We start from the raw sequence: 26,369 nt of genomic DNA on the forward strand, positions 1-26,369 counted from the left end.
CTGTTCTGCTATAAACTTCGAGGCTAGAGGAGAAATAAGTAATGGGTCAACAAGTAGTAATGGGAGCAATGATGCAATGCAGTTTTGGTGCTGCTCCAAGTTCATTGATCGTCATTCCTAAAGGACCGCCTACTATGGCGGGAGGACCTTTAGCCGCAACGATCATGGACTTTGCGCCGATCGCTAATATTCCACCATTCGGCATGTGTAGCTCTATTGCTAATCCTATGGTAGCTGCGGCTACTGCTGCGGCTTTTGGAGTATTAACGCCTATGCCTTGTATCCCTGTAACCGTTGCTCCTTGGGTTGTCGGCGCACCAACCGTATTGATCAATAATTTTCCTGCTCTCAACAATTCCGCTAAATGTATGTGTACTTGGGGCGGTGTAATTTCGATTAATATGCCCGGACAATTTACAGTACAAGTTCCATAACTATCCGTCAGTAACTATCAAATTATGAGCAAATCAGATCAAGATTATATTGGTAGAGGGATTTCGTTTCCCTTAAGGGTGAGCGTTCAGGGTGGACTGAAAATTGATGGGGGCGATCGCAATTTAGAGGAATCGATCGCCACAATTTTGAATACAAAATTAGGTGAGCGGGTATATCGTCCTAACTTTGGTAGTCGTTTAGCAGATTTGACCTTTGCACCGATGAATCCACAGACGATTTTGTTGGCAAGGGTCTATGTGGAAGAAGCTCTGAATCGATGGGAACCACGGATTAAAGTGACGGGAGTTTATGCTGAACCCGATCCGATTAAAGGTCGTCTCGATCTCAAAATCTTATATCGCCTCAAAGATGGGCATGATACCCGCAGTATGGTTTATCCATTTTATTTGCTGCCTCCTAGTGAAAAATAATACTTATTAAGCCGTGGCACACGCGCAGCGTGCGCCACAGCTTAGGGACTTGACGAGAAAAAAGGTAGCACCGAGTTTGTATGGCTTCGACTTCGCTCAGCCAACGTTGGCTGAGCGAAGTCGAAGCCGTAGGTACTTTAATTAATCGCAAGTCCCTTAATAAGTAACGTCAGTTCGGGTTAAGTTGGCAAATTTTAAAAGCCCAAAAGTAAAAGCATTGCTACGCAATGCTTTTACTTTTGGGCTTTGAGAGAGGGTTTGCGTAGCAAACCCTCTCTCAAAGCTCGTTTCAAATTATCCCGAACTCGCGTTAAGTATTATTACTGGTGATCTTTGGGGTGAAAAGCGCCGATTGTGAAAGTTAAGCCAGTTAGGTTTAAGCTTTTTTAAATAATTTGGTAGTTCATCGTTAAATGCTGCTCTAGCTAGTAAAATTCGGCAAGGCATAATTCACTAGAGAGCTTTGTGTAATGACCAGAGAGTTTGATTTTCTCCCTAATTTGCCCAAATCCGATCTTGACGATCGCACTTTTGCGGAGTTAGTGAATGAATGTCTGCTGCGAATCCCCCGCTATTGTCCTGAGTGGACAAATTATAATCCTAGCGACCCAGGGGTAACGCTCATTGAGTTATTTGCTTGGTTAACCGATCAAATGTTGATGCGGTTTAACCAAGTGCCGCGCCGTAACTACGTTGCTTTTTTAGAACTATTAGGGATTCGGTTACAACCACCAGCCCCAGCTCAAACTGAAGTTACCTTTTATTTGAGTGCATCGTTGCCTGAGCCATATACGATTCCTGCGGGGAGTGAGGTGGCAACGGTACGCACAGAGGAAGAGGATGCGATTATTTTTAGCACCGATCAACCACTGGTGATTGCCAAGCCGCGCATTTCCCATCTTCTTGCAGCATCAACAATCGAAGAAAAGCCTGAATCTTTGAGGGATCTCTTGCAGGATATCTGGTCGGAAGACAATGAAGAAGAATGGTCAGGTCAAGAAATCGCTTTATTTGGTGATCCACCTCAGCCGAATAATTGTTTTTATGTGGTTTTTGATGAAGAGCAACCGATTGATGGAAATGTAATTGCGCTCAAGTTTAAAGGGGAATCAGCAACCACTACAGGCATCAATCCCAATAATCCCCCAAGGTATTGGGAGGCATGGGATGGCTATGTATGGCAACCAGTATTGCTCAAAGATAGTGACGATCGCACTAAGGGGTTTAGCTTTAGTGAGCTAGCCAATGAGGGGACAAATCCTTTACAAGGAGCCGAAATAATCTTTCATCTACCGCTAACTTGGAATGTGTCACAGTTTTCGACCTATCGCGGACGCTGGTTGCGCTGTAGCTATGTGGAGCCGACAGGTAATCAATCGGGATACAGCCGATCGCCACATATTATCGGCATGAGTGCCCGTGCGATCGGGGGAACAGTGAAAGTCACACAATGCTATGCGATCGCTAATGAAGTGGTCGGCGAAAGTAATGGCAAATCAGGTCAAGTGTTTTATTTACTCAATAAGCCTGTGTTACCCCGTCAAGAAGATGAATATCTCTTAGTTAGTCCACCTGTAGGCTTGCCGCAAATATGGCGAGAAGTGAGCAACTTTTCGGAGTCAGGAGCCAATGATTTGCATTATGTGATTGATTCTACTTCTGGCATGATTCAATTTGGACCTTTTGTACAAACTCCCAATTATCAGAGTCAGCATACATTGCAACGCATGAGGCTACAGGGGGAACCAATGCAAAGGGTAATACCTGATGGGACTAATGCGATCGCTCTCAATCCCGAAGCCGCAGCGATCGCTTCCCGTTCTAGTGGCATCCAATATGGCGCGGTTCCGCCCAAAGGCTCGATCATCCAAATGGTGAAATATCGCACGGGCGGCGGCTTTCGAGGCAATGTCCAGCGCGGTAGTATTCAAATTGCGAAAAATGCAATCCCCTATGTGGCAAGCCTCACCAATCATCTCTCAGCCTGCAATGGCGCAGATGCCGAATCCCTTGATGATGTTGCTATCCGTGTCCCCAAAATGTTAAAGACTCGCGATCGCGCCGTTAACCAAGAGGACTTTGAATATCTCACTATGCTTGCGGGGGAAGGGACGGTAGCAAGGGTTCTCTGTACACCTGCGAAGAGAAAGGAAGATGCAGGGATTGTCAAACTGTTAATTGTGCCGCGAGTACGTACTTTAGGTATCGATCAGGGAGAGGGAATTGCACCTGAGCAGTTTGTATTAACTCCGCAATTAAGCGATCGCATCTTGAACTATCTTGATGAACGCAAAATGTTAGGGGTACAGATTCAGCTCGAATCACCGAAATATGTAGGTGTATGCGTTCAAACAGAAATTTCCCTAGAAACTGCCTATAGTAATCCTCAAGTACAGCAGGATATCATTCGACAATTAAAGGTGATGTTATATCGCTTTCTCAATCCAATTACGGGAGGTGTGCAGGGACAAGGTTGGGAATTTGGTCGCCCCGTCTATCCCTCTGATATTGTCAAACTATTACAAAATGTTCAAGGAGTAAGATTTTTGGGGACAGTTCAGCTTTTTGAATTGCGCTATGAAAATGGAGAATGGGTAAGGCGACTCTCACCACAACCAATTATTGATCCAAGTCCCACGGGGTTAATTTGTTCTTGGCGCAGTCCAAGGTTTCGCTCTAGTCACGTCATTAACATCGTATAAGGCTCTTGAGGATAAACAATGTCCCACCAAAGTTATCTAGCTTCGACTTCGCTCAGCTAACGTTGGCTGAGCGGAGTCGAAGCCACAGATAAATTACCCTAACCATGCTGCCTACAGAAACATGATGATGCCAACTCTTAAACTTTACCGATAAATACCAATCAATTCTCTATGCCTCCCAAAAGTAAGCTGCAAGCGCTCAGTGTCCGCCTCATTTCTATGAAAACTCCCGATGCTACGGAGGAATCTCTGGCTAGCGCCGATCTCAACATTCAGCAACAAGGTGAGTCAAAGTTAAATGAAGTGCGATCGCCCAATCCTTGCAAGCTACTGATCCATCCTAATGAGCCTAGTGAAATCGTCGTTAAGCTCAAAAATTCTAGTAATCGATCGCTCCTAACTGATTTACGAGTCGAGGGAAATTTCCCTGAGGAATGGTGTCAAATTGGCATGGAAGGGAACGAACTCCCCCCCCATGCGGAAATGGAAGCAGTGCTATATTTCCAAATACCTGCGGATTTCTTTGAGAGACAAGATGCGATCGCACCAACTCAATCATTAACCATTAACTATCATGGAATTCTACAGGTTTATGGTGGCTATGCCCAAAGTGCAGATACTAATGAGGAGGCAGAAACAACATCAACGCTAGTTTCCCGCCTAGAACTATTTGATATTGAATCCTTCCGCCTCTATGTGCGACCGACTAGCCTTTATCTAGATTTCCTGCCTGATACCTATCGCGAAGTCGATTTTGTGGGGCGAATGCTCAAAATTTTTGAAGAATGCCTTGAGCCTGATGTCCAGATTTCCGATGCTCTGTGGGCGTACCTTGACCCCATGCTTTCTCCAGAGACGATGTTGCCATTTTTAGCACATTGGGTGGGGTGGGAATTAACACCCGCGATCGATATGCAGCGTCAACGCTATCTGATCAAGCAGGCAATGCAAATTTACCGTTGGCGAGGAACCCGTCGCGGATTACGTTTTTATATCCATTTATTCACAGGACTACCTCTTGACGAGCATTTACCAGAACAGGAAAAACATATTAGCGTTTTTGAAGTGACAGGACGAGGCTTTGTGCTAGGAGCAGCACAATTAGGACTCAATACATCGGCGGGGGGACGTAGACCTTTTCATTTCATTGTGAGGATTCGTAACGATTTACAAAATAGGCTCGATTTAGCCCTAATTCATCAGATCATCGAACGAGAGAAACCCGCATTCTGTACCTACGACTTAGAAATTATATGAATGACTTTCCCTATCCCAAAATTCAGTCCTTTGAACGCTTACAGGTATCCGATGGACTAATGATTAATAGTGAGCGCTGGCGATTAGCTCATGAATATCATCATCAACGTCAAAACGTCCAGTTTCAATCCCTATTTCTCCCCGGAATAATCTGTGGCTTAGGAGTTGTGCCGATTGAGCCTCCTGCGGACTTACCTGCAAAATTTCGAGATGGACGTTGGGTACAGATTCAAGCTGGTATGGCGATCAATCTCCATGGCAACTTTATCGTTGTGCCCACACCATTAGATTTTCGGATTTCCACATCAGCCTTTGAGCAAGAAATTGAAACGGTATATCTCGTACTGAGCTATGTTGATCCAAGCAAGCTCAAGAGATCAAACGGTAATGAAGTGATTGTGGAAACTTTTCGAGTTAACGAAAAATCCACTTCCCTTGCAGATACTGATATCGAAATTTGTCGAATTGCGATCACGCAAGAAACATTAGAAATCAAAAAGCCTGCGGATTTATTTGCGCCTGCTGTATCTGAGTTAGATCTGCGCTACCGTCTACAGGCTAAATTACGCCCACAAGATACGATCCACTTTGCTTGTTTTAGTGCAGGTGCAAACTCAGTCGCAGAGACTAAACAAAACTTCAAATTTCTAGGACAAGCCCTAACTAGCTTAGCTCCTAGCCTTGGGATGGTAGAAATAATTCCCGAACTAAATATCCAATCAGAATTTACACCCGATCAGATACTTCCCTATCACTTAATTTATTTACATAGTTCTCACATCAATGCTTTAAACGAAAGCACTCAACTATCTTTACGAGAATATGTTGCTAATGGAGGATCAATTTTGCTCGAGATCCCCATTCGAGATACCAAGCTAGAGGATTTACTTGCAATTCAGTCAGAACTCCAAAACGCAAGAGCAAAACTGAAAAAGAATTTACCTCCACAAATTACTCCTAGATTTACTGATGGCTCAGATCCTTCTTTACGGTCAGAGTTGCAGGAAGAGCTAGATGCGATCGCGATCGAAATCCGCTCTCAAACTGATGAGTTATTAAACTCTTTTAAAAGCAACTTACCCATAGAAGCACCGTTACTAAATTTTGCCGAACTAGAGCGCAGTCATCCCTTACGCAGTCAGCCATTCCTATTCTCAATCTTACCGATTATCCTTGAACATCCCATTCAAATCCTAGCAGGTGACGGCATCATCGCTGTATTTGGCTCTCTCCCTTCACTTTTCGGGGGGATGATTGATGGTCAGGCGATTTCTAGAGAAGACATTCGAGTTTTCCAAGAACTAGGTATTAATATCCTGAACTATGCAACTCAACGCTATGCTATGTCTAGAGCTATGCAACTCAACCCTCAATCCCGCAATGACATGGCTCCATCAAGCGATCAACGACGTACTACCAATATGTTGCTCTAGCATCCCTAACATCAGTTTATGACTGACTTATGACTGATTTATTAAGCTTATTTAAGGTATCTAACTATGTCATCTATTCGTCATGTTGTTCCAATTGTTATCAGCATCCAAATTGTAGTTGCAGTTGGGATTACGAATATAATTTCCTTCTATAGTAGTGAACATACAGTTCAAAAATTAACTAAAAATCTTTGTGACAATTTAAGCCATCGTGTCGAACAGAATATTAATTCCTATCTTAAGGATTCAGTACAGATCAACCAAGCCTTAGCTACTGCCTTGACAAATGGGAGTGTCAATCCTAATGACATCAACCAAGTGCAAAGAGAGATATTCAATAAATCTAGGGAATTTAACACACAAAATATTCTCTTTTTTGGTCATGAAAAAGGCTCAATGGTCGGGATTGAACGCCAAGCACCATCAAGTTCAAAATTCCTCTTGCGAATTCGAGATGAGAGTACGATCCCCAATCGACCAACCTATGAACTTAGCAGCAATGGTGAACGTGGCAAATTAGTCACGAATGAAGTTTACGACCATCGAAATCGACCTTGGTATGTGGCGGCTAAGCAATCGGGGAAAGCCATCTGGAGTTCTATTTTTGTGAGTACCACTGATGGTGAACTCACTACGACCTATGCGACACCGATCTATAATTCCGATGGAATTTTGCAGGGAGTAACAGGTATTAATATTTCCCTAAAGCAGATTAAGCAGCATATGCTAGCAATCCGTCCTACAGATAAGTGGCAAGTGTTTTTAGTAGAAGAGAATGGCAACTTAGTCGCATCAACATCTGAGGAACCAATCTTTAGCAACCAAGGTAATCGTGTCGAGCGCTTTGAGATCTCCCAAAGCAAGAATTCTAAACTTCAAAAAGCAGGTTTATCTATCAAGGAAAATTTAGGAGGATTTAAAAATATTCAAGAAGAAGCTAAAGTGATCGAATTTGAGGTTAATGGTGAGAAATATATTGTTAGCACCCATAAACTATCCAAAGATTCTCAGCTAGATTGGACTGTGGGCATAATTGTGCCCAAATCTATCTTTATGAAAGAAATTGATGATAACAATCGTGTCACATTAATTATTATCGTCATTATGCTAGGCATAAATATTCTGATTGGTTTAGCGATCGCCTCATGGCTACTGGGACCAATTAAAAACCTGATGATTGCCGCTAAAGAGATCGAAGAAGATTCCTTTAATCCTGAAGGTTTAGAAACAATTACTACACGTAAGGATGAACTGGGGCAAATGGCAAGGGTATTTCAAGAAATGGGCAGTACAATCGCTGAACGCAATCACGGGCTGAAAACTCAATTAAACAAATTACGCGAAGACAATGACGAAGCGAAAAAAGCAGCAATGAATTCATCAATGGGAAGCCAAAATTCATTAAAATCAATTTTGAGCCGTTCTAGAGCCGCTCGCAGCAAATAGGAGAATATATCAATGTCAGCAAATCAAATTGGCTTAGAGATCCCGCAAAAAGAATTAAGTTTTAAAATTGGCTCTGAAAAGAATTCTTTTTCTGTAGTTGTCGTCAATAACAGCGATCAATTTGCCAGTTTTCAACTTGAACTCATTGCGGCGGGAGCAGATGTCCAAACGGTTGGATATGAGTGGTATAAAATCTCTCCAGATGTAAGCGTAAAAATTCCTCCTGGGGATTTAGTAGAATTTGTCGTTTCGATCATAGAAACTCCAATCCCAGGATTTATGGGGATTATGAATGTGACCGTACAAGCAGTTTCGATGGAGTTGCGGGAAGAAAATCGTGAAATCATCCGCATTAATCTACAAGCAGGCGGTACGCGATCGCAATTAAAAGTCGAAATCCCCTCACAAAAGCTACAAGTTACACCTCTAGAAAGTGTAGAAATCCCAATCGTAATTGGAAACACAACCCAACAGAGTACAAATGTTACTTTAAATTGTCTAGGATTGCCTGAATCATGGTTTCCGAAGGGGCATATTCAACAATTTGCCATTAAGCCTGGGGGAATATTTAAAACATCATTTTTATGTACTTTACCCTTCGATCACGAGGCAGTCTCCAAAATTTATCCCTTCGCTATTGATGTCATCCATACAAATGGCTTGCCGTCTCACTCTGAATGTAGTTTAGAAGTACTGCCGAAAGGTTCGTTAGAATTTATCTGCTCTGAAAAAGTCCTCACTATTCCTCCTAAGTCATCATGGAAAGAATGGAAATCATGGTGGAAATTTTGGCAAGCACCACCCGCAATATTTCCTCTAATCGCAAAAAATGCTAGCAACATTGCCCACAAAGTTAATTTCGATATCGAAAATATTGCTACAACTGAAGATTTTTCCTACGAAGTCTCTCCTAATGAAGCAGAAGTTGAACCATTTAGTGAGATCGATTTTAATCTACAAATTGATAAATCGCGACCTTGGTTTGGCAAAGCTAAGAAGTTAAATCTATTAGTTAAAGCGAACTGGCAAGATCCTAGAGTTAATACTAACGACGAAATTCAGTCAGTTGAATTATCAATCAAACCAATCATTCCCTTTATATTCATAATAATCTTAACTGGATTAACTTTATTTGTTTCTTGGTATTTTTCCTTTCTCAATCCTTACAACCCATTTCCTCCCCATAAAGCCCCTGTTACCTCTGTCCAATATGACGGTAAGGGTACGTTTGCAGTTAGTAGCTCAAACGATCGCACTCTGCGGAAATGGTTTATAGAAGGATTTTATAACCCTTTACTCAATCAAGAGATGGGCGTAATCGCCAATCCTAAAAAGGCAATTCGGATTGCACGTTTCCGTCCCGTACATAACGATCTTGTAGCGGCTGGATTAGAAAATGGCGAAATTCAGATTTGGGATGCCAACAATGAGGTCAATCGACCTCTAGCAACTTTTAGCAATCAAGCTGACGATCGCGTATTTGGATTAGCCTATACCCTCGATTCCAGAACTCTCTTTAGCGGGCATGGCAGTGGCACTTTACTCAGATGGGATCTCCAAGATCTATTTACAAATCCACCAACGCAACCTACCCAAGCTAAGAAGTTTGATTTTGCGATCTCTTCAATCGCCTTAGTCGGTCAGGACGATAATGTTTTAGCGATCGCGGGACGTTATAACCAGCTATTGCTATGGAACTGGGTTAAAGATTCTGCTAAAACCCTTACCTATCCTCAGTTAGGTGGTCAGGATGATTACATTCAAAGTATTGCCGTTCCAGATCGCAGACGCAATTTACTAGCAACTGCTGACAATCAAGGTGCTATTTCCGTCTGGGATCTAAATGCTTGTTTGCAGAGTAATATCCCATGTCAAGTAATAGACAGTTGGACTGCTCATAGCGGGAAACCTGTACGCTCCGTTGCTTTTAGTCTAGAAGGTTGTTATTTAGTCAGTAGTGGTGACGATGGAATGGCAAAGCTATGGACTTTAACTCAAAATGGAAAAAGAACTGGCGATGTTAATGGCAAGATTCTAGAAACTCGTCCTGTCCCCATCGGTGCTGTAGATATTCATCTAACTTCTAAGGAAGTTTTGACTCTGACTGGCACAAATGCAGGAAGGGTATTGGGACAAAAAACAGATCGGATTTTTAATTTAGGCTGTGATAAACCCTAAAATCATTTCCAATAGATGAGTAACGACGCAAAGCGTCGCTACTCATCTATTGCTTAGCAATCACGATCAAGATATTGACACATCTCAAACATCTCTCAAAAGTGAGTCGAAGAGTTCTAAATTTGCCATCCTAGCAGTGGCATGGTCAATCGGCTTGGCTTGGATCACTAGTTTTCTCTTTTACCAAGGAGCAAGACTTTTAGGGTTTTAAAGTGCTCTATTTCTCTTGTCTTAATCTCAACAAAATCTCTTCGTGCTTAGCCTTAGTAATCGGATAAAGATAAGTAAGGATGAGACCACCGATGAGAATTACCGCAGGTAATAGAGACATCATCAAACGAATAGTCCAGAGCGCAGAATCGGGTTGAATGGGTAAAGGTTGTTGTGCATTTGTGGCGATAAATCCTGACCAGTCGAGAGACTTGCCCACTAGAAATAGAGTGATTGCAACACCTATTTTCGTTAGCTGCACCACAAATCCATAAAAGATTCCCTCTCGTCTTTGACCAGTTTGTAATTCATCAAGATCAATAACATCAGGGAGCATTGCCCAAGGAGCAAGATAGGCTACGGAAACACCTATGCCTGCTAGTACTGCCATCAAATACATCAAGCCGACTTGCTGTGGTTGTAGAGTCAATAAACCGATTTGAGCAATAATCCATAGCGGAATGCCCATGAAATATATTGCTCTTTTGCCAATGCTTTTGCTTAGCGAGTTCCAAACCAACATCATCAACATGGCAGAACCCTGCACAGCGATCGCAGCCTGAGTAAAATCTTGATCTGGTAAACCCATCCAGTTAACCACGTAATAGGGTAAAACCGTTGCGGTCACATTAACTGCGAGCCAAGAACAGAGATAGATTCCCATTAGTAGTACAAAGGGTTGGTTGCTGAAGACGATACGGATTTGCGATCGCAATGGTATCGATGCTGGCGGCTCTATCTGACGAGATCGATCTGGAAATGCTACGCGATGACGAGTTCCCCAGACAGAGAGATAAATAGCCACAATTGAGAGTAAGGCGCAGACTCCACCTAAAACAGCATATTTGAGATTAGGGTCAGCAACTTTAGAAAAAACTATTTGAGCGAGGAGCAATCCAAAAATGCCACCACCTAAGGCAAAAGAGGATTTAAAACTAATCAAGCTGGTGCGATCGCTATAGTCTTGAGTTAGTTCGGGAGCAAGTGCTGCTAGAGGGAGCGTGACTGCGGTAAAAGCGGTGTCGAAAAGTAGGGCAATTATCACATAGTAACAGAACAGGAGATTAGGCTCTGTAGTGGGTACAATCCATTGCAGAAAGAAAAATAAACCGAAGGGAATCGCACCATAGATCATCCAAGAATGTCGTCTGCCCCATCGTGAAGTTGTGCGATCGCTAAGCCATCCAATTACGGGATCGATGAAAATATCCCAAACTCTCCCGATTAACAGCACAATTCCTGCCGTAGTGCCACTCATACCCGCAACGTTAGTGAGAAAGAACAATAGAAAAAATGTACGAATATTTCCAGCCATAGAGGGAGCTATTTCTCCTACTCCATAGGCAAGCTTGGTAAGCAAGCTAAGTCTTCCTTGTTGATCAATAGGCAAAGATGAAGATGGCATGAAGACCTCTAAAGTGAGTAGTGAGTTAATGTGGTTAATTAGAAAGAATTCGCGATCGCCCTTAAAAGTGCTATTGTTTCTAACCTTATTTCACTATTTAAGGGCTTCTCTGCGGCGCTAGTTTTGACTATTACCACTTGATGCTTGGGATTGATGTAGAGAAACTGTCCGCGATGACCTAATGCGACAAAATCTCCATCGCTATTAGGTGGAATCCACCATTGATATTGATAGCCAAATCCAGCATATTCCTTGAAATCTGTAGCCCCTGCTTGCATATCTGGGCGATCAGGGATGGTAGATTCTTTGACCCAACTTTGAGGAATGATCTGCTTGCCATTAAGTTTACCTTCATGGAGATAGAGTAGCCCAAATTTGGCATAGTCTCGTAGAGTCGCATTGAGACCGCAAAAAGTAACTTCAGTACCATACAGATCGGTTAACCATGAAGCATCAGATTCGGCTCCGAGAGGTTGCCATAGCTTTTCTTGAAAGTAATCGGCGATATTTCTTCCTGTGACACGTCTGAGTAATAATCCCAATACGTGAGAATCTAAACTCATATAGTGAAAGTCTTTGCCAGAAGCCTTTTCTGATGGAAAATCAAATATAGTTTGATCCATCGGACGGGCATAGAGAAATAACTTAGGTAGAAGTTCATTAATATCAGACTTCGGATTGGAATAACCTTCATCAAAGCGAACGCCTGAAGACATTTGGAGAATATGCTTGATGGGAACGTTGTTATAGCCAGAATTAACTAGTTCGGGGACATATTTCGTGATTGGATCGTTGATGCTGTTGATTTTGCCTTCAGCGATCGCAATGCCGACCAGTGCTGATATAAATGATTTTGCCATCGACCAAGATGTATTTCGAGCGATCGCCGAGTTGCCTCGAAAATATTGCTCATAGACGATTACATCGTTCTTAACGACTAAAATACCAGTAGTAAAAGTGCGATCGAGTAGATCGGACATTGCGTGTTTTTTTCCATCAAATTTGTAGGAAACATTTAATTCGCGAATGTTTTCTTGAAGTTTGTAGGGTTGAGTAGATTTTGAGATCGGTCTGCTAGGAAAGATGCTTTCCATCGAGCGAAAGTTCTCAGCTATTTTCCCTGACTGAAATAAGGTCTGTTTAGGATAGAGATAAATTCTCCACCAACTAAAACCTGACACTGCTAGCAGAAAAATTACTAGAATAGAAACTATTTGCCATTTTTGTATTTGCATTTCGTCAATACTTTTGGGGTTTCTCAATATCTCATCATTTAATCAACTACCAATGCCAGCGCATTGCATTGGCTAAGTCGGCAATTGAGAAGGAATAAGCAGGTACGTTTGGAGTAGCATTGGCTTGGCGATCGCTAAAGTTTTGTGCCATGACGACGACTGGTAAGGCTAACGACAGCGAGATGATGATTGCTTTAACTTGAAAACCTTTGAGCCAAAAATTCTTGTTCATGTCTAACTCCGATTAGCTATGTATAACGCTTATCTAATAGGATGCCTGAGTTAATTTGTTTTAAAGGATCGTAGTTTGGATCAGTTAGAGGCTCAGTTTTTAAGCGATCGCTATCGCCTTGATCTGTAAAATAATGAAATAAAGCTTACTGAAATCTAGCTGAGCGTAAAAATTTATGGCAAGAGCAACTACGCAAGGTTTAAAAATACTTAACGAAGAGCTAAAAAATCGTAAGTGGACACAATTAGCAAGTGAAATAATAGGAATAGCTGGATCTGAAGGTGTTGCTAAGCGTTTTTGGGCTGGGAGAGCGGATATTCGCCTAGAGACTTTTAAGGCACTATGCGGTCTTTTAGATGTAGATTGGCAAGCCGTAATTGTTAGAGTTGCTCAAGTCGATTTAAAAGAGGCTCAGCAGGTAGGTAACTTCTATGGGCGTACTACCGAACTGCAACAGTTAGAGCAATGGGTAATCAGCGATCGCTACCAAATTGTGACCATTTTGGGCATGGGTGGCATGGGCAAAACTTCCCTAGCATCACAACTAGCTCATCAATTAAAAGAAGAATTTGAATTTACGATCTGGCGATCGCTCCGCAATGCCCCATCTTTTGAGAGCATCCTCACGGATATTTTGCAGTTTCTTTCCCATCCGCAACCGCTGGAACTTCCCGATAATTTACCCGCACAGCTTGACCTTCTGATGCGCTATCTAGATGCGCGGCGATGTTTGCTGGTGATTGATAACTGGGAATCAATTTTGAGCGATCGCTCTGGCTATCTCTCTGGCTATCGGTCTGGTTATGAAAGCTATGGCGATTTGCTGAGATATATCGGCGAACGTAGCCATCAAAGCTGTTTGGTGATGACTAGTCGCGAAGCACCACCTGAACTATCACGATTGATTGGAGACAAAGTGCGATCGCTGCATTTATCGGGCTTATCGCAGCAGGAGGGATTACAGATGTTTGCGAAAGAAGCTATTGCGGCAAACGATGTGGAATGGCAGGAAATCATCACTCACTATGCAGGCAATCCCCTCGCTCTCAAAATTGTCGCCGCAGGGATTCGCGATTTACTGGGGGGTGATGTTGCCCAAATGCTAGCCTTAATGCGAGAAGGAGGACTGACCTTTGGCGATATTCAGGATTTGCTGCATCGGCAATTTTTGAGGCTATCGGAAGCGGAGCAGGAGGTAATGTATTGGCTAGCGATTGCCCGCGAACCAATTTCGGCTCTTAGTCTTAAGGAGAGCTTACTATCGCGAGAATCCAAGCAAAGACTAATCGCAACTCTGGAATTATTGAAAAAGCGATCGCTGATGGAGGTTACTGCTAGCGGGTTTACCCTTCAGCCTGTGGTGATGGAATATGTCAATTATCAATTCATTGAAAAGATTTGTCAGGAGATTAACTGCGCTGAACAGAAGCTGAATTTGCTCCACAGTCATGCTCTCATTGAAGCTACAGCTAAGGATTACATTCGTGATGCTCAGACTCGCTTTATTCTTCAGTCTGTAGCAGATAAGGTGAGTTATCAAGCGATCGCGGTGGCGTTAACGAGACTAAAGGCAGAAATTCCACCAAAGCAAGGCTATTCAGGTGGCAATTTGTTGAATCTTCTCTGCTATCTGCATATCGATCTGACGGGTTACGATTTCTCTAATTTATCGATTTGGCAAGCCGACCTTAGAGCAGTGGAACTGCATCGAGTAAATTTCTCTAACTGCGATCTGGCTAAATCCGCTTTTCGAGTCACTTTTAGCAGTGTGATGGCGACTGCTTTTAGTCCCGATGGCAAGATTTTAGCCACTAGCGATGTCAGGGGCTGGATTTATTTTTGGCAGATAGCAGATGGCAGTCAACTCTTCACAACTCAAGCCCACAGCGAATTTATATTTGCGCTTGCCTTCAGTCACGATGGTCAGATGATGGCAAGTGGCAGCCTCGATCGCAAAATTAAGCTATGGAATGTGCAGACAGGAGAATGTCTGCTTGCGATGGAAGCCCATGCGATTGGGGTGGCAAGTCTTGCCTTTAGTCCTGACGATCGCCTGATTGCTAGTTGTGGAGGCGATCGCACTGTCAAGTTAACTGAAGTCAAGACGGGCAAATGCTTGATGATCTTAGAGGGACATGAGCAGATTGTGCGATCGGTTGCCTTTAGCCCTGATGGTCAAACGGTTGCTAGTTGCAGTTTAGATCGCACCATTAAGCTATGGAGCGTGTCAACGGGAGCCTGTCTGCGGACTATTGTCGATGCCAGTGCGGTCTATGCACTCGCCTTTGCGCCCCAAATCGAAGCGCAGAGTTCAGAAGTACAGCTTGCCAGTGCTGGCGAAGATTGCCTGATCAAGATTTGGGATGTTCATACGGGGCAAATCGTGAGTGCGATCGCAGGGCATCAGAAACAGATTTGGGCGATCGCTTTCAGTGCTGATGGTCAGATGCTAGCTAGTGCAGGGGATGATGAAACCGTAAAGCTGTGGTCAGTGAGTACGGGTGAAGTAATTAGAACTCTGTATGGTCACAAAAATCGGATTTGGTCGGTTGCCTTTAGCCCCGATGCGAAGGCGTTGGTGAGTGGCAGCGACGATCGGATTGTGAAGCTATGGGATGTGGAGACGGGGCAATGTATTAGAACAATTCAGGGCTATCACCGAGCGACGAAGCCTGTTGCCTTGAGTCACGATCGCGATCTTCTCTTCTCCTTTAGTTATGAAGAACAGAGCGTCAGAGTTTGGGATGTTGAGAGGGCAAAATGTTTGAGGAATTTCGATCTCGGTACATCGGGAGTGATGCAAGTTGCCTTTAGTCCTGACCAGCAAACCTTTGCCTGTGGGAACTATGACCATACGATCAAGATTTTTGACGCTAAAAATGGAATCTGTTCCCAAATCCTCCAAGGACATTCGACTTGGGTGAGATTTGTGATTTTTGCTCCTAATGGCGAGATGCTGATTTCAGGAAGTGGCGATCGCACGATTAAGCTTTGGCATCTGCCAACGGGAGAATGCTTACATACTTTATGCGGTCATACCAGTCCTGTTCAATCTCTCGCGATCGATCCCAATGGTGAAATCCTTGCTAGTGGCAGTTGGGACGGCACGATTAAAATTTGGGATCTGCGATCGCCTGAATGTTTGATCACCTTAGCGGGACATATCGATCGCATCGAAAGTTTAGCCTTTAGTGAAGATGGGATGTTGATTAGCGGCAGTATGGATTACACGGTTAAGTGCTGGGATCTGACAACTTTTGATTGTGTGAGAACGCTGCCAAGTCAATTTCCTGTTTGGACAATTGCCCTAAGTCCAACTTCGCCAATTCTGGCGATCAGTGGCAATACTTCAGAGATCAAGCTATGGAATTGGAACACTAATAGTTATTTGGAACATTTAGATGGAGAGTTCGGGATTGGCTACATGGGCGATCTGATTTTTAGTGCTGATGGACAGCTTTTAGCCAGTGGCGGCGAGGATGGAACTAATCGGCTTTGGGATATGCAAACTGGCAAGAGTTGCAAGTTATTGAAAATTCCTAAGCCCTATGAGGAGATGAATATTAATGGTGTCAAGGGTTTGACTGAGGCTCAAAAGTCTACGCTGATGGCATTAGGAGCAGTTGTTGAATAATTTCGAGATTTTGATCTTTAGGTCATATGGTGATCGCGTTGGGTGATGAAGGCGATCGCCAATGGGTGAAAGATTTTAGTGCAAGTAATAAAAGTCAAGCGGTGTATGAGTTGGCGACGTGGTTGGATAGTTTGGGGCTAAGGCTGACGGTGATGGTTAAACCGAGTTAGCTAAATTTCTTGTAAGATGTTTGTAGTAATTTTTTCGGATAATCCACAGGGCATCTATGGCTGAATACAGCTACAATTTACCGAAAATTGAAATTAGAGATTATCAACAGGAGGCGATTGATAAGATTTCTGATGCTTGGAATAGTGGTGTTACAAGGGTCATGTTCCAAATGCCAACGGGGACGGGGAAGACTGTTGTATTCAATCAAATTGTTAAACAGGAATTAGAGAAGAACTCTACTGTCTTGATCGTTGCTCACCGAGAGGAATTAATTAGACAGAATGTAGAAAGGTTGCGGGAACATTTTCGGATTGAAGCAGGAATTATTATGGGCAATCATCGTACAAATCCATCTCGACGTGTGCAAGTTGCTACTATTCAAACGCTTGATAATCGAGATTATTCATGGCTCAATCCTTCTTTGATTATTATTGATGAGGCGCACCATGTACCAGCACAAAGCTATGTCAGGTTATTGGATAAATATCAAAAAGCTAAAATACTTGGAGTAACGGCTACTCCTATTCGACTGAATGGTGAAGGTTTTACTGGTTTATTTGATAAATTAATTACTTCTAAATCCATTAAAGAGTTTATTAAGAATGAACATTTAGCAGATATTCGATATTTGGGTAGGAAGCAAATTTGGTCTAAGTTGGATCTAGGCAACATTAGCATAAATAATACTGGTGACTATGATTCTACTCAACTAAGTCGCATGATGCGGCAAGATTTTGTGATGGCTGATTTGGTTAAGAGCTATGTTGAATATGCTAAAGGGAAAAAAATGATCGTGTTTGCTGTGGATATAGAACACAGTAAGGATATTGTAAAACGCTATGAAGAAGCAGGATTTAGGGCTGCTCATTTAGATGGAAAAACAAAGAAATTTGAAAGAATGGAAATTATCAACAAATTTAAAGATGGCAAAATTGAGATTTTAAGTAACTTTGATATTGTTTCTGAAGGTTTTGATGTTCCTGATTGTGAGGTGGTACAACTTGCTCGACCTACCAAGTCTCTATCGGTGTATTTGCAGCAGGTTGGTAGGTGTATGCGTCCATCTAAAACTAAACCTCACTGCATTGTGCTTGATAATGTTGGATTGCATCAAGAGTTTGGCTCTCCTAAAGATGATAGACATTGGAAATTAGAATCAACTAAGGACAGTTCAAAAATTAAAAATTCTAGTTCAAGGAATTTTGAAGAGTTTACTAAAACTAATCCTGAAGAAATTGATGAAGAACTTATTGTATTAGAGGATGTTGATATGTCTGCTGAAAGTAAAACTATTTCTAAATCATTTCCTGAGATTGATGATGAATTAAAGCTAAGAATAGAAATTAACAATTCTCGATCAGAAGAAGAAAAGCAAAGTAAAGAACAAGAATTACAGAATTTAATACTTAGTCAAGAAGAACGATTACAAAAAATATTACCAACATTCCAAAGCCTTGTTGAAGATTTCTGTAATAATGACACTCACTGGAAGAATGAAGATGACAAGAAAATCTTTGCGTTGAGATTAAAGATATCCTATGATTTTTCAAAAAGCAGGGTCAAAGTTGATTTAGATGATAGAGAGAAAAAAGTAGATCAATATCTCGAAGTTACGGATGTTGATAATGAGCTAGATCTGAGATCAGATATTTTACAATTGACACAAAGCATTAAAAAGAAAAAACGAGATATAAAAGCACTTGAACAAAGCAACAATATTGATGATTGTGCTACACAAATCAATGAGTTACGTTCTGAGATATCAGAATTAGAACTAAACAAAGAGAACAAATCCAAAGAATTGCGAAATACAATATTCGATCAAGAATACCAATTGCAAAACTTTATCACAAATTTCCGAGCGCTTGTTTATGATTTCTTTGATAAAAATACTCAATGGGCAAGTGAAGATGACAAGAAGAATTTTGTATGGAGATTACAAGTATTTTATGACTTCGCAGACAGTAGAATCAAATTCAATTTAGATCGAAGATTCAAGAAAATAATTTCATATCTTGAAGTAATAGCCAATGAAATTTCTTGCTTCTCCTCTAGCAAAGGAATTGAAAACAATGCAGATTATCGTAGTTATTATGGTGATAATAATTTATATGATTATCAGTGTTTGAGGAAAGGTATTTCCATGATTAAACATCTTATTTTTGAGTATGTTTTTGAGTGTAAAAACATAAAAATATTATCAAGAGATAATATTTTTAACGAAGTTACAGACATATTTGAAAAATGTTGGCGAATAATATTTGGTGAATATTTTGAATTCAAAGAATTATGTTATTACAAGCTTGAGAAATTATTACATATTTCAACTACTGAAATCATCTGAATTAATTACCAAAATACAGAATTAAATATAATTATTTGATTTCAAAATTACTGATTTTGATCAAAGACTTAAAACACATTGATTTAGTTTACTTTTTAGAAACTTAATTAGAAGACAACTAGAAGGAGAAACCCATGAACACCGACAAACTCAGAATGCAAGGCAACGAACAACAAGCCATATTACCAGACGGCTTTCAACTGGTCGGCGAAGAAGTCTATATCAAAAAAGTCGGAAATGCGATCATGCTAATTCCAAAAAACAATCCTTGGCAAACCCTTGGGAACAGCCTCGATCTCTTCTCAGATGACTTTATGGAAATTAGAGAACAACCTCCATTATAAGAAAGAGGAGAAATATATAAATTTCTAAATGGATAAATCAAAATGGAGGAATTACTATTTGAAGTCCTTACACCGCTTAACTTCACAGTACGAGTCACCCAAGCCTATTGGGAAATCATCACCACCATCAAACATCCGATCATGCTCAACTGTGAAGCCGAAGTCCGCGAAACCCTCGCCCAACCCGATGAAATCCGTCGCAGTAAAAGCGATCGCGATGTTTACCTGTTCTATCGTGCCAGAAACCAAAAACGCTGGGTCTGTGCAGTCACAAGGCGACTCAACGGCGATGGCTTTCTGATTACCACCTATCCCACCGATGCAATTAAAGAAGGAGAAAAACTATGGCAGAAGTAAAAGTCTACTACGACAAACTAGGAAACACCCTCACCGTCTGGTTTGGCGATCCTAACCAAGAGTATATCTGTGAAGAAACAGGCGATGAAGTAATCCTGATGAAAAATAAATCTGGTGTAGTTATTGGCTTTGAAAAACTCAATTACAGCCTTCAAGAATCATCTAATCTCAGATTTTCCTTTGAAACACTTGCAGCCTAAAACACACAATGACCACATCATCAATCACGCCAATCATCACATTACCTAAAAATCTCCCCCTTGATGGCGCGATCGCTATAACACTGCAAGACGGAGTAATGATGTTTCGTGCATCGCAAAACATCCAACAACGCATCGAGAAACTACTCGATAAACGCGAAGAAACCCCACTTACTGAAACAGAAGAACAAGAACTAGATGATTTTGCAGCGATCGATGACTATCTCAGTTTCGTCAATCGGATGATTCGCAATATGCCTGTCGGCACAATCTCCATCGCAACAAACCAAGAATGAATACATCTAAACATGAGGCTATGGAAAACTCTGAAAACTAGAAAAAAGAGCAAGCAAATTTATGAGGTCTAGCTGATTTTCAGGTCGTCTTGATAGCTGAAACTTTTCTTGAATAATCTGCGAACTCATAGAAGGTTTGCAAACAGCCATGCCTACAATTTTATTACCATCGTCACTAATATTTCCAGTTAAAGTGATTGTGGCTACTAAGAAGGTTTGAATAGTTGAAAATTGACTAAAGACAATTCTATCTTTGGTTACAGATCCTGAGCTGAAAACATTAAGATAGATATTAGGGCTAGATTGGGATGTCAGTTTTACTTGAGGTGATATCAAAGAATTCCCTTTTTGAATTATGAATAATGAATTACCATCAACAATTTTTCCATTTGGATAGGTCGCTTCTATCTGATTAGCCTTAAGTCGGTTGCTGACTGTACAGGAATAAGGAGTAATTTCAAAAACAAGTGAGTAGTCATCCGTCCAAACGCCTGTTAAACCTTGATTATTCTTGACATAATTTTCCCCACCAACTTCTTTACCAAAAAGAAATATAAGCAGACTAAATACTATAGTAAAGATTGATAGGGAATTGAACTTTGATAAAGAATAAGAACATAATGATTTCATAGGGCTACTCCTAATAGTGCTGACATTTCTGCTATTTGCAATGAAAAAAGGTAATTGCTTGACAACCTAATTTCTTGTATTGCTAGTCAGCACTTAGCTATGCAAAAATCTTGCTATTTCCCCCGCATTTCCAGATGAGCGCAAGAGTTTAGGTAAACAGTAAACGATCGCCACAATTGCAGGAGAGACAATCGGCAAAAGCAACCCACCTGAAATATAAATCTCGATACTCGCTAAGGTATATAGGCTAAGGGTTATAGTCATTACCAGATAAACCTGCCGATGCGATCGCGGCTGCCAAAAGCTGACGAGAATCGTCCCAGACGCTAGAAATAAAATCATCATCCACACATCGGGAATGGGAACTACATAGCGATCGCGTAGAAAATGATGGATTGCATAGGTTTGTACTTCTCCACCTGTGTAGCTTTCCCTCTGCTTAGTTGATGGTGATTGCTGGAGCCAATAACGAATTGCTGATGGCTGAGCGAAGGAGTCCTCCCCCTGCTTAAATACTCCCGCTTCGGAATAGTTAGCGGAAATGAGAATGATTTGTGAGTCGGAGATTTTGGGAGGCTCCTGTAATAATTGCCATGCAGGGATCGTTTGGTAAATGCGATCGGGGGGAATCGAGAAATCGACAATTGGATGGAACCATGCTTGACCAAATTTATCTTGAGCAAAATCTGTGATCGGCCGTATTTGCGCTTTAGGATCAAGCAAACTGCGGAAAGTCTTATTCTGCAATCGTAAGGTATCGGATATTTGCGTAAAGAGGCTGTCGTTTTGATTTAATGGCGATCGCCAATTTTGCGATGATCTCAGTCGCTGAAGACCTGCCAATAGATAGGAAAAGGGCAATTTAGGCACATCAGCTTGCACTAGGGGCAAATACTGCACCGACATATGAATATGACCATCGATGCTGCCATTTTTACTAGCAATTTCGGGCAAAGTCTCTAGCCAATTCCCTTCGCTATAGACAGAAGCCAACACAAACCAAGTTCCATTTTTGCTGTTTGTTTGTCCATTTACAGCATTTTGAATCGCCTGTCCTAAAATGCGATCGCTAGTGTGATCGCTTTGTCCACCATCTTTGCCATCCTTGCGATTACGATGGGAGCGATCGAGTAAATAGTCCATACCGATAATCTGAGCATTTTGGCTAGCTAGGCGATCGACTAATTGAGCGAGATAATTTCTATCCATGGGATGCGGATCAGCGATCGCCGCTTTTTGTAAGGACGCTTCATCAATTTGTACTAAAAGGACGGGAGGCGATTCCTGAGGAATGCGTTGTGTCTGTTGGCGATAGATCGCCTGTAGCCAAACGCGCCGATCAAGCATCCATTCTTGAAAGGAGGGAATAAGGCTCATTGCCAGCAAAGTACTAAGGGCGATCGCTTGTAATGGCGTTGGTAAAACTCTCTTTATAAAGGCACTGAGGCTCTTAGGAGGGATTTTAAATAAAGGTGCGTCAGGATGGCGAAATAGTGAGGGAATCAGATAAACCGAAGGAAAGGTTAAACGTTCTTCTTGTAAATAGCGACAGGCGGCAAACATGGATGTATGAGCATCTTTATGTTGGGCGAGATTTTGGAGAAACTGGACTAAAAAGCTCTGGGCAGCCTGATTATGGATGGGTTCACGCATGGCGATCGCTTGTGGTATGCCGACTTTAGAGACTAGCCATGTAGCGATCGCAGTGCCATTGCAGGAGTTGAAAATCGCAATTTGTAATCCTCGTTCTTTGGCTTGCAATAGATAGGGATCTAAATCGCTCATGGTCAGCGAACTATTGGGTGCAACCAGTAACTTCCCTCCTGTTAAATTAGTTTGGTCGCTATGTCCTGCAAAAAAGAGAATATCCCAGCCCTGCGGATCAGCGATCGCATTACAGATCTTCTGCTTTTGATTGAGGCGATCTGATGGTGCAGCATCCCAACAAATCGTCTGGATTTCCGCTAATGCCGAGAGAATCTGCATTGCTTCACGATCATTTTGCAAATCTAAACCTGTCTCATCACCAAAAATTGCTAGCACCCGAGGACGGCGACGCGATTGCGGCGGCGAAATTTCGGTGCTTGAGTAAATTGCTCTAGCAATGCGTACAGTATCTAAAGGGACAAATTCATCCTGTAGTTTCCATGCTTCCCAAGGTAGGCACAGCAAATCTTCGGAACAAGTAATCAGTAAATCAATATGGATGCTCTCTAAATCCGATGCTTTAGATTGAGTAGATACGAGACGGGATGAACGCTTCACCTCTTCCCATAGTTCATAAAGCTCTGGACTTCGCAACCAAAAGTTCAACTCCCGAATTAACTTCTCCTCGGCTTCACGCAGCTTCTCATACCAATCAACATTCGAGAGCGAAAAACTACCACTTCCCTGCACTCTTCCCCGTAAAGAGTTCTCCATGGTTACATGACGATAGTAGTTGAGATAGGCATTCTGCCATTCACTATAGCTATTAGCCAGTTTTTCAGGATAGGCGATCACTACTACAGGTAAGCGCTGATTTTTTCCCCATTTCAGCAGAAATCGGCATTGGCTTTCGATCTTCTCAACTTCTAGATAGTAAGTCGGCATTTAAAGCGCATTTGGATGAAATGCAAAGGCTGGTAAGGTTAACATAACACCACTGGGCAAAGAAATCGATACCGAAAATGTTTCAGTGCGATCGCCAGTGACGCAGGCATAGAGATAGAGATCTTGACTTGTCTTGTCTAACTGCCGATCAATCAACACATTCTGTTGATCGCGAACCCGCATTCTCACCCCATAGGGAATCTCGCCGATCACTTGGCAACCAAGGACGAGTAGTAATGACCATTCAGGATTTGCTTCAAGATTTGTGAAGTAATTACCATCAGCCCACACGGTTGCATAGAGGCGTAAGTGGCGATCGCCTAATTGAAAATCTTGATAGGCAGCCTTAGCGGAAGGGGGAACCTGCACATTCAAATGGGTCAATTCACTAATTATGGTTTCTAACTCCATTTCCGAAGAACGTAACCCTAAAGAACGCATTCCTAATCCATAACTAGGTTGCCAAGTCGGTAACAGATGCCAAGCTAAGTTTTGGGCGATGTCATCCAATTGCTCTTGCAACCATAGTCCTGTATTCAGGATTAGCTCCGTGATATTAACGGATGATTCCGTAACCGTCTCTAGTGGCAATGCTTTGATCGGTTCTAAATTTTGGAGATACAACAGCAATCGCTCAGGTTCATCATCGAATAGAGATAGCGGCACTTGGTAAGTATTCTCAAGGCGATCGCCTTTTAGTTCAGCAACTAGATCCGCAAGATGTTTGACTAAGTGCAAATGGCGACTAAAGCCTAAAATTAGAGCCTGTGCAATCTCTTCATAAATTTCGACAATAACGATAAAAGTATTGCTCGAATTATGATTATTCTCACCCTTTGAACTTTGTGGTTGCAAAATATTGGCAGGTATTTCCACCATGTCCCCCGATGATGGTGTTATTCCTAAAATATAAAGCGTAAAGCCATTCACCTCTAGATAATGAAGATTTCCTTGTCGATTAGTGATTTCTTCAGAATCGCGAACAGAATCAAGATTTGGTGAGCGCTCATGTAACCATTCACATATCGTCAAATAGGCGATCGCATCTAGATAAGTCTGCCATTGGTTATCAGCCTTTTGGGATAAACTGATCGCTTGCTGCATAATTTCATCGGATAAAGCGATCGCATCAATAGGTATCGTTTCAAATTCACTAAGCATTGTCTTTCCCCCAGTATTGAGTAAATTGAGTGTCATCATTATTTTGATTATCTCTGTTAATTCGTTGTCTATTCATAGCGCTAGTTCTCTGTAAGTTATGCAAAGGGTAGTTAACATTGATGGACTTTCTGTAAATACTGACAAAGCTTCATGGCAAAACGACTGCGGAGAGGAATCCCCTTGCTCTTAATACTTTCAGCCTCGGCACGTTCCATTTCTTCAGCTACTAGTTCTTCCAGAATAACTTCTAACTTTTGATCTAACTGATCTAATTTGGTAGGGTCGGTATAGAACTTAACTAATTCCATCACCTGCTCGCGTAAATTTCCTAAAATCTCTCGCCGAATATCCGCCCGCAACTCCTTTAATTTTAGCAAGCGTGTCACCTGATATTGAGCCTCTAAACCAACCGCAGTCGCAATTTCTGACATGGTTTGTCCATGACAATGGAATAAACTTAATCCCGTTAGAAAATTTTGATTATTTTCAGGCGATCGCTGCTGGATTTTGCTAGAGCGGATGTCAATAACTTTAGCGATCGCTTGCTCTAGACTTTGCTCAAACTGTTGACGATAAGCATTTAAGAAAGTAAACGCATCATTTTCTTCTTCAGATTGGGCAAATAAACGTTCAGGTTTAATCGTTAAATTCGGCTGATCTAAGGAAACTTGTGTTGGTTTACCACCCCTAGCCTGAATCCGATATTGACGGAGCTTGCTTGCCATTTCCTGCAACCTATACAAAGTATTAGCTGGGGCTAAATATTCACGATGGTTCTCTAGATATTCGCTTATCCTCTGTAATTGTTCAGTAGTTGGTGGAGGGCATTGCCCCTTACTTCCATTTGATCGCGTATTTAATCGCGTATCTAATCGAGACTGTAACCGATCTAATCGATAGACTGCATGGTAGGCTTCCAATAAAATTTTTGATTGTTGAATCGAATATTGAGCAGTTTGATAGAACTCTGTGTAAATGCGCTCTAATTGCTTTGGACTTGTATCATTGAGAATCGCCCAATCACTGACTAGATAAACGCCATGCTCTAGTAAGAAAGCATTTAATTCTCGATTTTGCTTAACTTTGCGATGCGTCCAAGTTGCGAGATTACTAAGTTCAGGATCAAAACCATCGAGAATTTCACGAGCAACAGAGATGAATGTACTTTGGTTTGCTTGGCGATCGCGTTGACCGACAATCACATCGTTCAACACAAAAACTAATAAATCGTTATGCTTAAATCCATGCTCAGTACCAAACTGATTGGCGATTTGATAGCAGGTTTGCTCAACTTGATTAGAAATAAAGCACCGCAAGCATAGTTCGGCATTTTCGCGCTCATGGCGATCGCTACTTTGCCGCGATCGCCACAACTGTTTCTGCACTTGCGAGTCCGTTAAATCAGCATCACCATCATCTATGGCTGGAAATTGTGCCAACAAAAATTCTCTAGCCTCAATGCTAGTTTCACGGATACATAGCCCTGTCGCCTTTAACTTTACAAATTGCCAATAATGGCTTGCTCTCATAACGATTTATGTCCCTATTTCAGTCTATTCCTATTACTTCTCAAGGACTTTGACCTATGCAAAAGTTAAGGATGAGTGACGCTTCACTTCGCCCATCCTTACTTTTGCATTTGCAAGTATTTTACTCAATCTTTTGTTACACTGCTC

Annotated in this window: 21 protein-coding genes; 14 read left to right on the forward strand and 7 right to left on the reverse strand. The window is 41.8% G+C overall.

From position 1 onward, the window contains the following. Positions 1-41 precede the first annotated feature (41 nt). The 7 genes from HC246_RS17150 to HC246_RS17180 all read left to right on the forward strand — a co-directional run bounded on the left by HC246_RS17150 (position 42) and on the right by HC246_RS17180 (position 9,882). The gene (locus HC246_RS17150) at positions 42-434 is read left to right on the forward strand and encodes a DUF4280 domain-containing protein (protein ID WP_169364694.1); all 393 of its coding nucleotides are present in this window, start codon (positions 42-44) and stop codon (positions 432-434) included. A 24-nt stretch (positions 435-458) separates the two neighbouring features. Beyond that, positions 459-866 (forward strand): GPW/gp25 family protein, encoded by a 408-nt coding sequence (locus tag HC246_RS17155; protein ID WP_169364695.1) that lies wholly within the window; start codon positions 459-461, stop codon positions 864-866. A gap of 470 nt (positions 867-1,336) precedes the next feature. After that, positions 1,337-3,568 carry a putative baseplate assembly protein gene (locus HC246_RS17160; RefSeq protein WP_169364696.1) on the forward strand — a complete coding sequence of 744 codons (2,232 nt, stop codon included), beginning with the start codon at positions 1,337-1,339 and terminating at the stop codon, positions 3,566-3,568. 171 nt (positions 3,569-3,739) lie between these two features. Then, entirely contained in the window at positions 3,740-4,825 is a 1,086-nt protein-coding gene (locus HC246_RS17165) for a phage tail protein (protein WP_169364697.1), read from the forward strand. Next, positions 4,822-6,258, forward strand: coding sequence for a hypothetical protein (locus HC246_RS17170; protein ID WP_169364698.1), 1,437 nt, complete (start codon positions 4,822-4,824; stop codon positions 6,256-6,258). Before HC246_RS17165 ends, HC246_RS17170 begins: the two co-directional genes overlap by 4 nt. A 66-nt stretch (positions 6,259-6,324) precedes the next feature. Beyond that, complete coding sequence (locus tag HC246_RS17175) at positions 6,325-7,704, forward strand: PDC sensor domain-containing protein (protein WP_169364699.1); 1,380 nt, start codon at positions 6,325-6,327, stop codon at positions 7,702-7,704. Between the two features lie 12 nt (positions 7,705-7,716). Beyond that, positions 7,717-9,882: a WD40 repeat domain-containing protein gene (locus tag HC246_RS17180; RefSeq protein WP_169364700.1), complete on the forward strand. Its 2,166-nt coding sequence runs from the start codon at positions 7,717-7,719 to the stop codon at positions 9,880-9,882. Between the two features lie 217 nt (positions 9,883-10,099). On the opposite strand, the gene HC246_RS17185 is transcribed toward HC246_RS17180, so the two are convergent. The 3 genes from HC246_RS17185 to HC246_RS17195 are packed head-to-tail and all read right to left on the reverse strand — an operon-like array spanning position 10,100 to position 12,964. Further along, a complete protein-coding gene (locus HC246_RS17185) occupies positions 10,100-11,497 on the reverse strand; it encodes an MFS transporter (protein WP_169364701.1) in 1,398 nt (465 codons plus the stop codon). A 38-nt stretch (positions 11,498-11,535) separates the two neighbouring features. Further along, positions 11,536-12,732: a serine hydrolase domain-containing protein gene (locus HC246_RS17190; protein ID WP_169364702.1), complete on the reverse strand. Its 1,197-nt coding sequence runs from the start codon at positions 12,730-12,732 to the stop codon at positions 11,536-11,538. A gap of 46 nt (positions 12,733-12,778) precedes the next feature. After that, positions 12,779-12,964, reverse strand: a complete 186-nt coding sequence (locus HC246_RS17195) for a hypothetical protein (protein WP_169364703.1) — start codon at positions 12,962-12,964, stop codon at positions 12,779-12,781. Positions 12,965-13,139: 175 nt separating this feature from the next. Between HC246_RS17195 and HC246_RS17200 the strand changes: the two genes are divergently transcribed. The 7 genes from HC246_RS17200 (at position 13,140) to HC246_RS17230 (ending at position 20,310) form a co-directional block, all read left to right on the forward strand. Further along, positions 13,140-16,598: an NB-ARC domain-containing protein gene (locus tag HC246_RS17200; protein WP_169364704.1), complete on the forward strand. Its 3,459-nt coding sequence runs from the start codon at positions 13,140-13,142 to the stop codon at positions 16,596-16,598. 26 nt (positions 16,599-16,624) lie between these two features. Further along, a complete protein-coding gene (locus tag HC246_RS17205) occupies positions 16,625-16,768 on the forward strand; it encodes a hypothetical protein (protein WP_169364705.1) in 144 nt (47 codons plus the stop codon). 56 nt (positions 16,769-16,824) lie between these two features. Then, positions 16,825-19,113 (forward strand): DEAD/DEAH box helicase family protein, encoded by a 2,289-nt coding sequence (locus HC246_RS17210; RefSeq protein WP_169364706.1) that lies wholly within the window; start codon positions 16,825-16,827, stop codon positions 19,111-19,113. Between the two features lie 134 nt (positions 19,114-19,247). Beyond that, a complete protein-coding gene (locus tag HC246_RS17215; protein ID WP_169364707.1) occupies positions 19,248-19,457 on the forward strand; it encodes an antitoxin in 210 nt (69 codons plus the stop codon). A 42-nt stretch (positions 19,458-19,499) separates the two neighbouring features. Further along, positions 19,500-19,814 carry a DUF4258 domain-containing protein gene (locus HC246_RS17220; RefSeq protein ID WP_169364708.1) on the forward strand — a complete coding sequence of 105 codons (315 nt, stop codon included), beginning with the start codon at positions 19,500-19,502 and terminating at the stop codon, positions 19,812-19,814. Further along, complete coding sequence (locus HC246_RS17225; protein WP_169364709.1) at positions 19,802-20,014, forward strand: DUF2283 domain-containing protein; 213 nt, start codon at positions 19,802-19,804, stop codon at positions 20,012-20,014. The genes HC246_RS17220 and HC246_RS17225 overlap by 13 nt, the downstream gene beginning before the upstream one ends. Before the next feature lie 8 nt (positions 20,015-20,022). Next, positions 20,023-20,310, forward strand: a complete 288-nt coding sequence (locus HC246_RS17230; RefSeq protein ID WP_169364710.1) for a hypothetical protein — start codon at positions 20,023-20,025, stop codon at positions 20,308-20,310. 18 nt (positions 20,311-20,328) lie between these two features. Here HC246_RS17230 and HC246_RS17235 read toward each other — a convergent pair whose 3' ends face one another. The 4 genes from HC246_RS17235 to HC246_RS17250 all read right to left on the reverse strand — a co-directional run bounded on the left by HC246_RS17235 (position 20,329) and on the right by HC246_RS17250 (position 26,222). Next, a complete protein-coding gene (locus tag HC246_RS17235; RefSeq protein WP_169364711.1) occupies positions 20,329-20,940 on the reverse strand; it encodes a hypothetical protein in 612 nt (203 codons plus the stop codon). A 93-nt stretch (positions 20,941-21,033) separates the two neighbouring features. Beyond that, entirely contained in the window at positions 21,034-23,532 is a 2,499-nt protein-coding gene (locus tag HC246_RS17240; RefSeq protein ID WP_169364712.1) for a CHASE2 domain-containing protein, read from the reverse strand. Beyond that, positions 23,533-24,732, reverse strand: coding sequence for a DUF1822 family protein (locus tag HC246_RS17245; protein WP_169364713.1), 1,200 nt, complete (start codon positions 24,730-24,732; stop codon positions 23,533-23,535). A gap of 71 nt (positions 24,733-24,803) precedes the next feature. After that, entirely contained in the window at positions 24,804-26,222 is a 1,419-nt protein-coding gene (locus HC246_RS17250; protein WP_169364714.1) for a hypothetical protein, read from the reverse strand. Positions 26,223-26,369: the final 147 nt, after the last annotated feature.

Origin of the sequence: Pseudanabaena yagii GIHE-NHR1, assembly GCF_012863495.1 — a bacterium.
Classification (GTDB): domain Bacteria; phylum Cyanobacteriota; class Cyanobacteriia; order Pseudanabaenales; family Pseudanabaenaceae; genus Pseudanabaena; species Pseudanabaena yagii.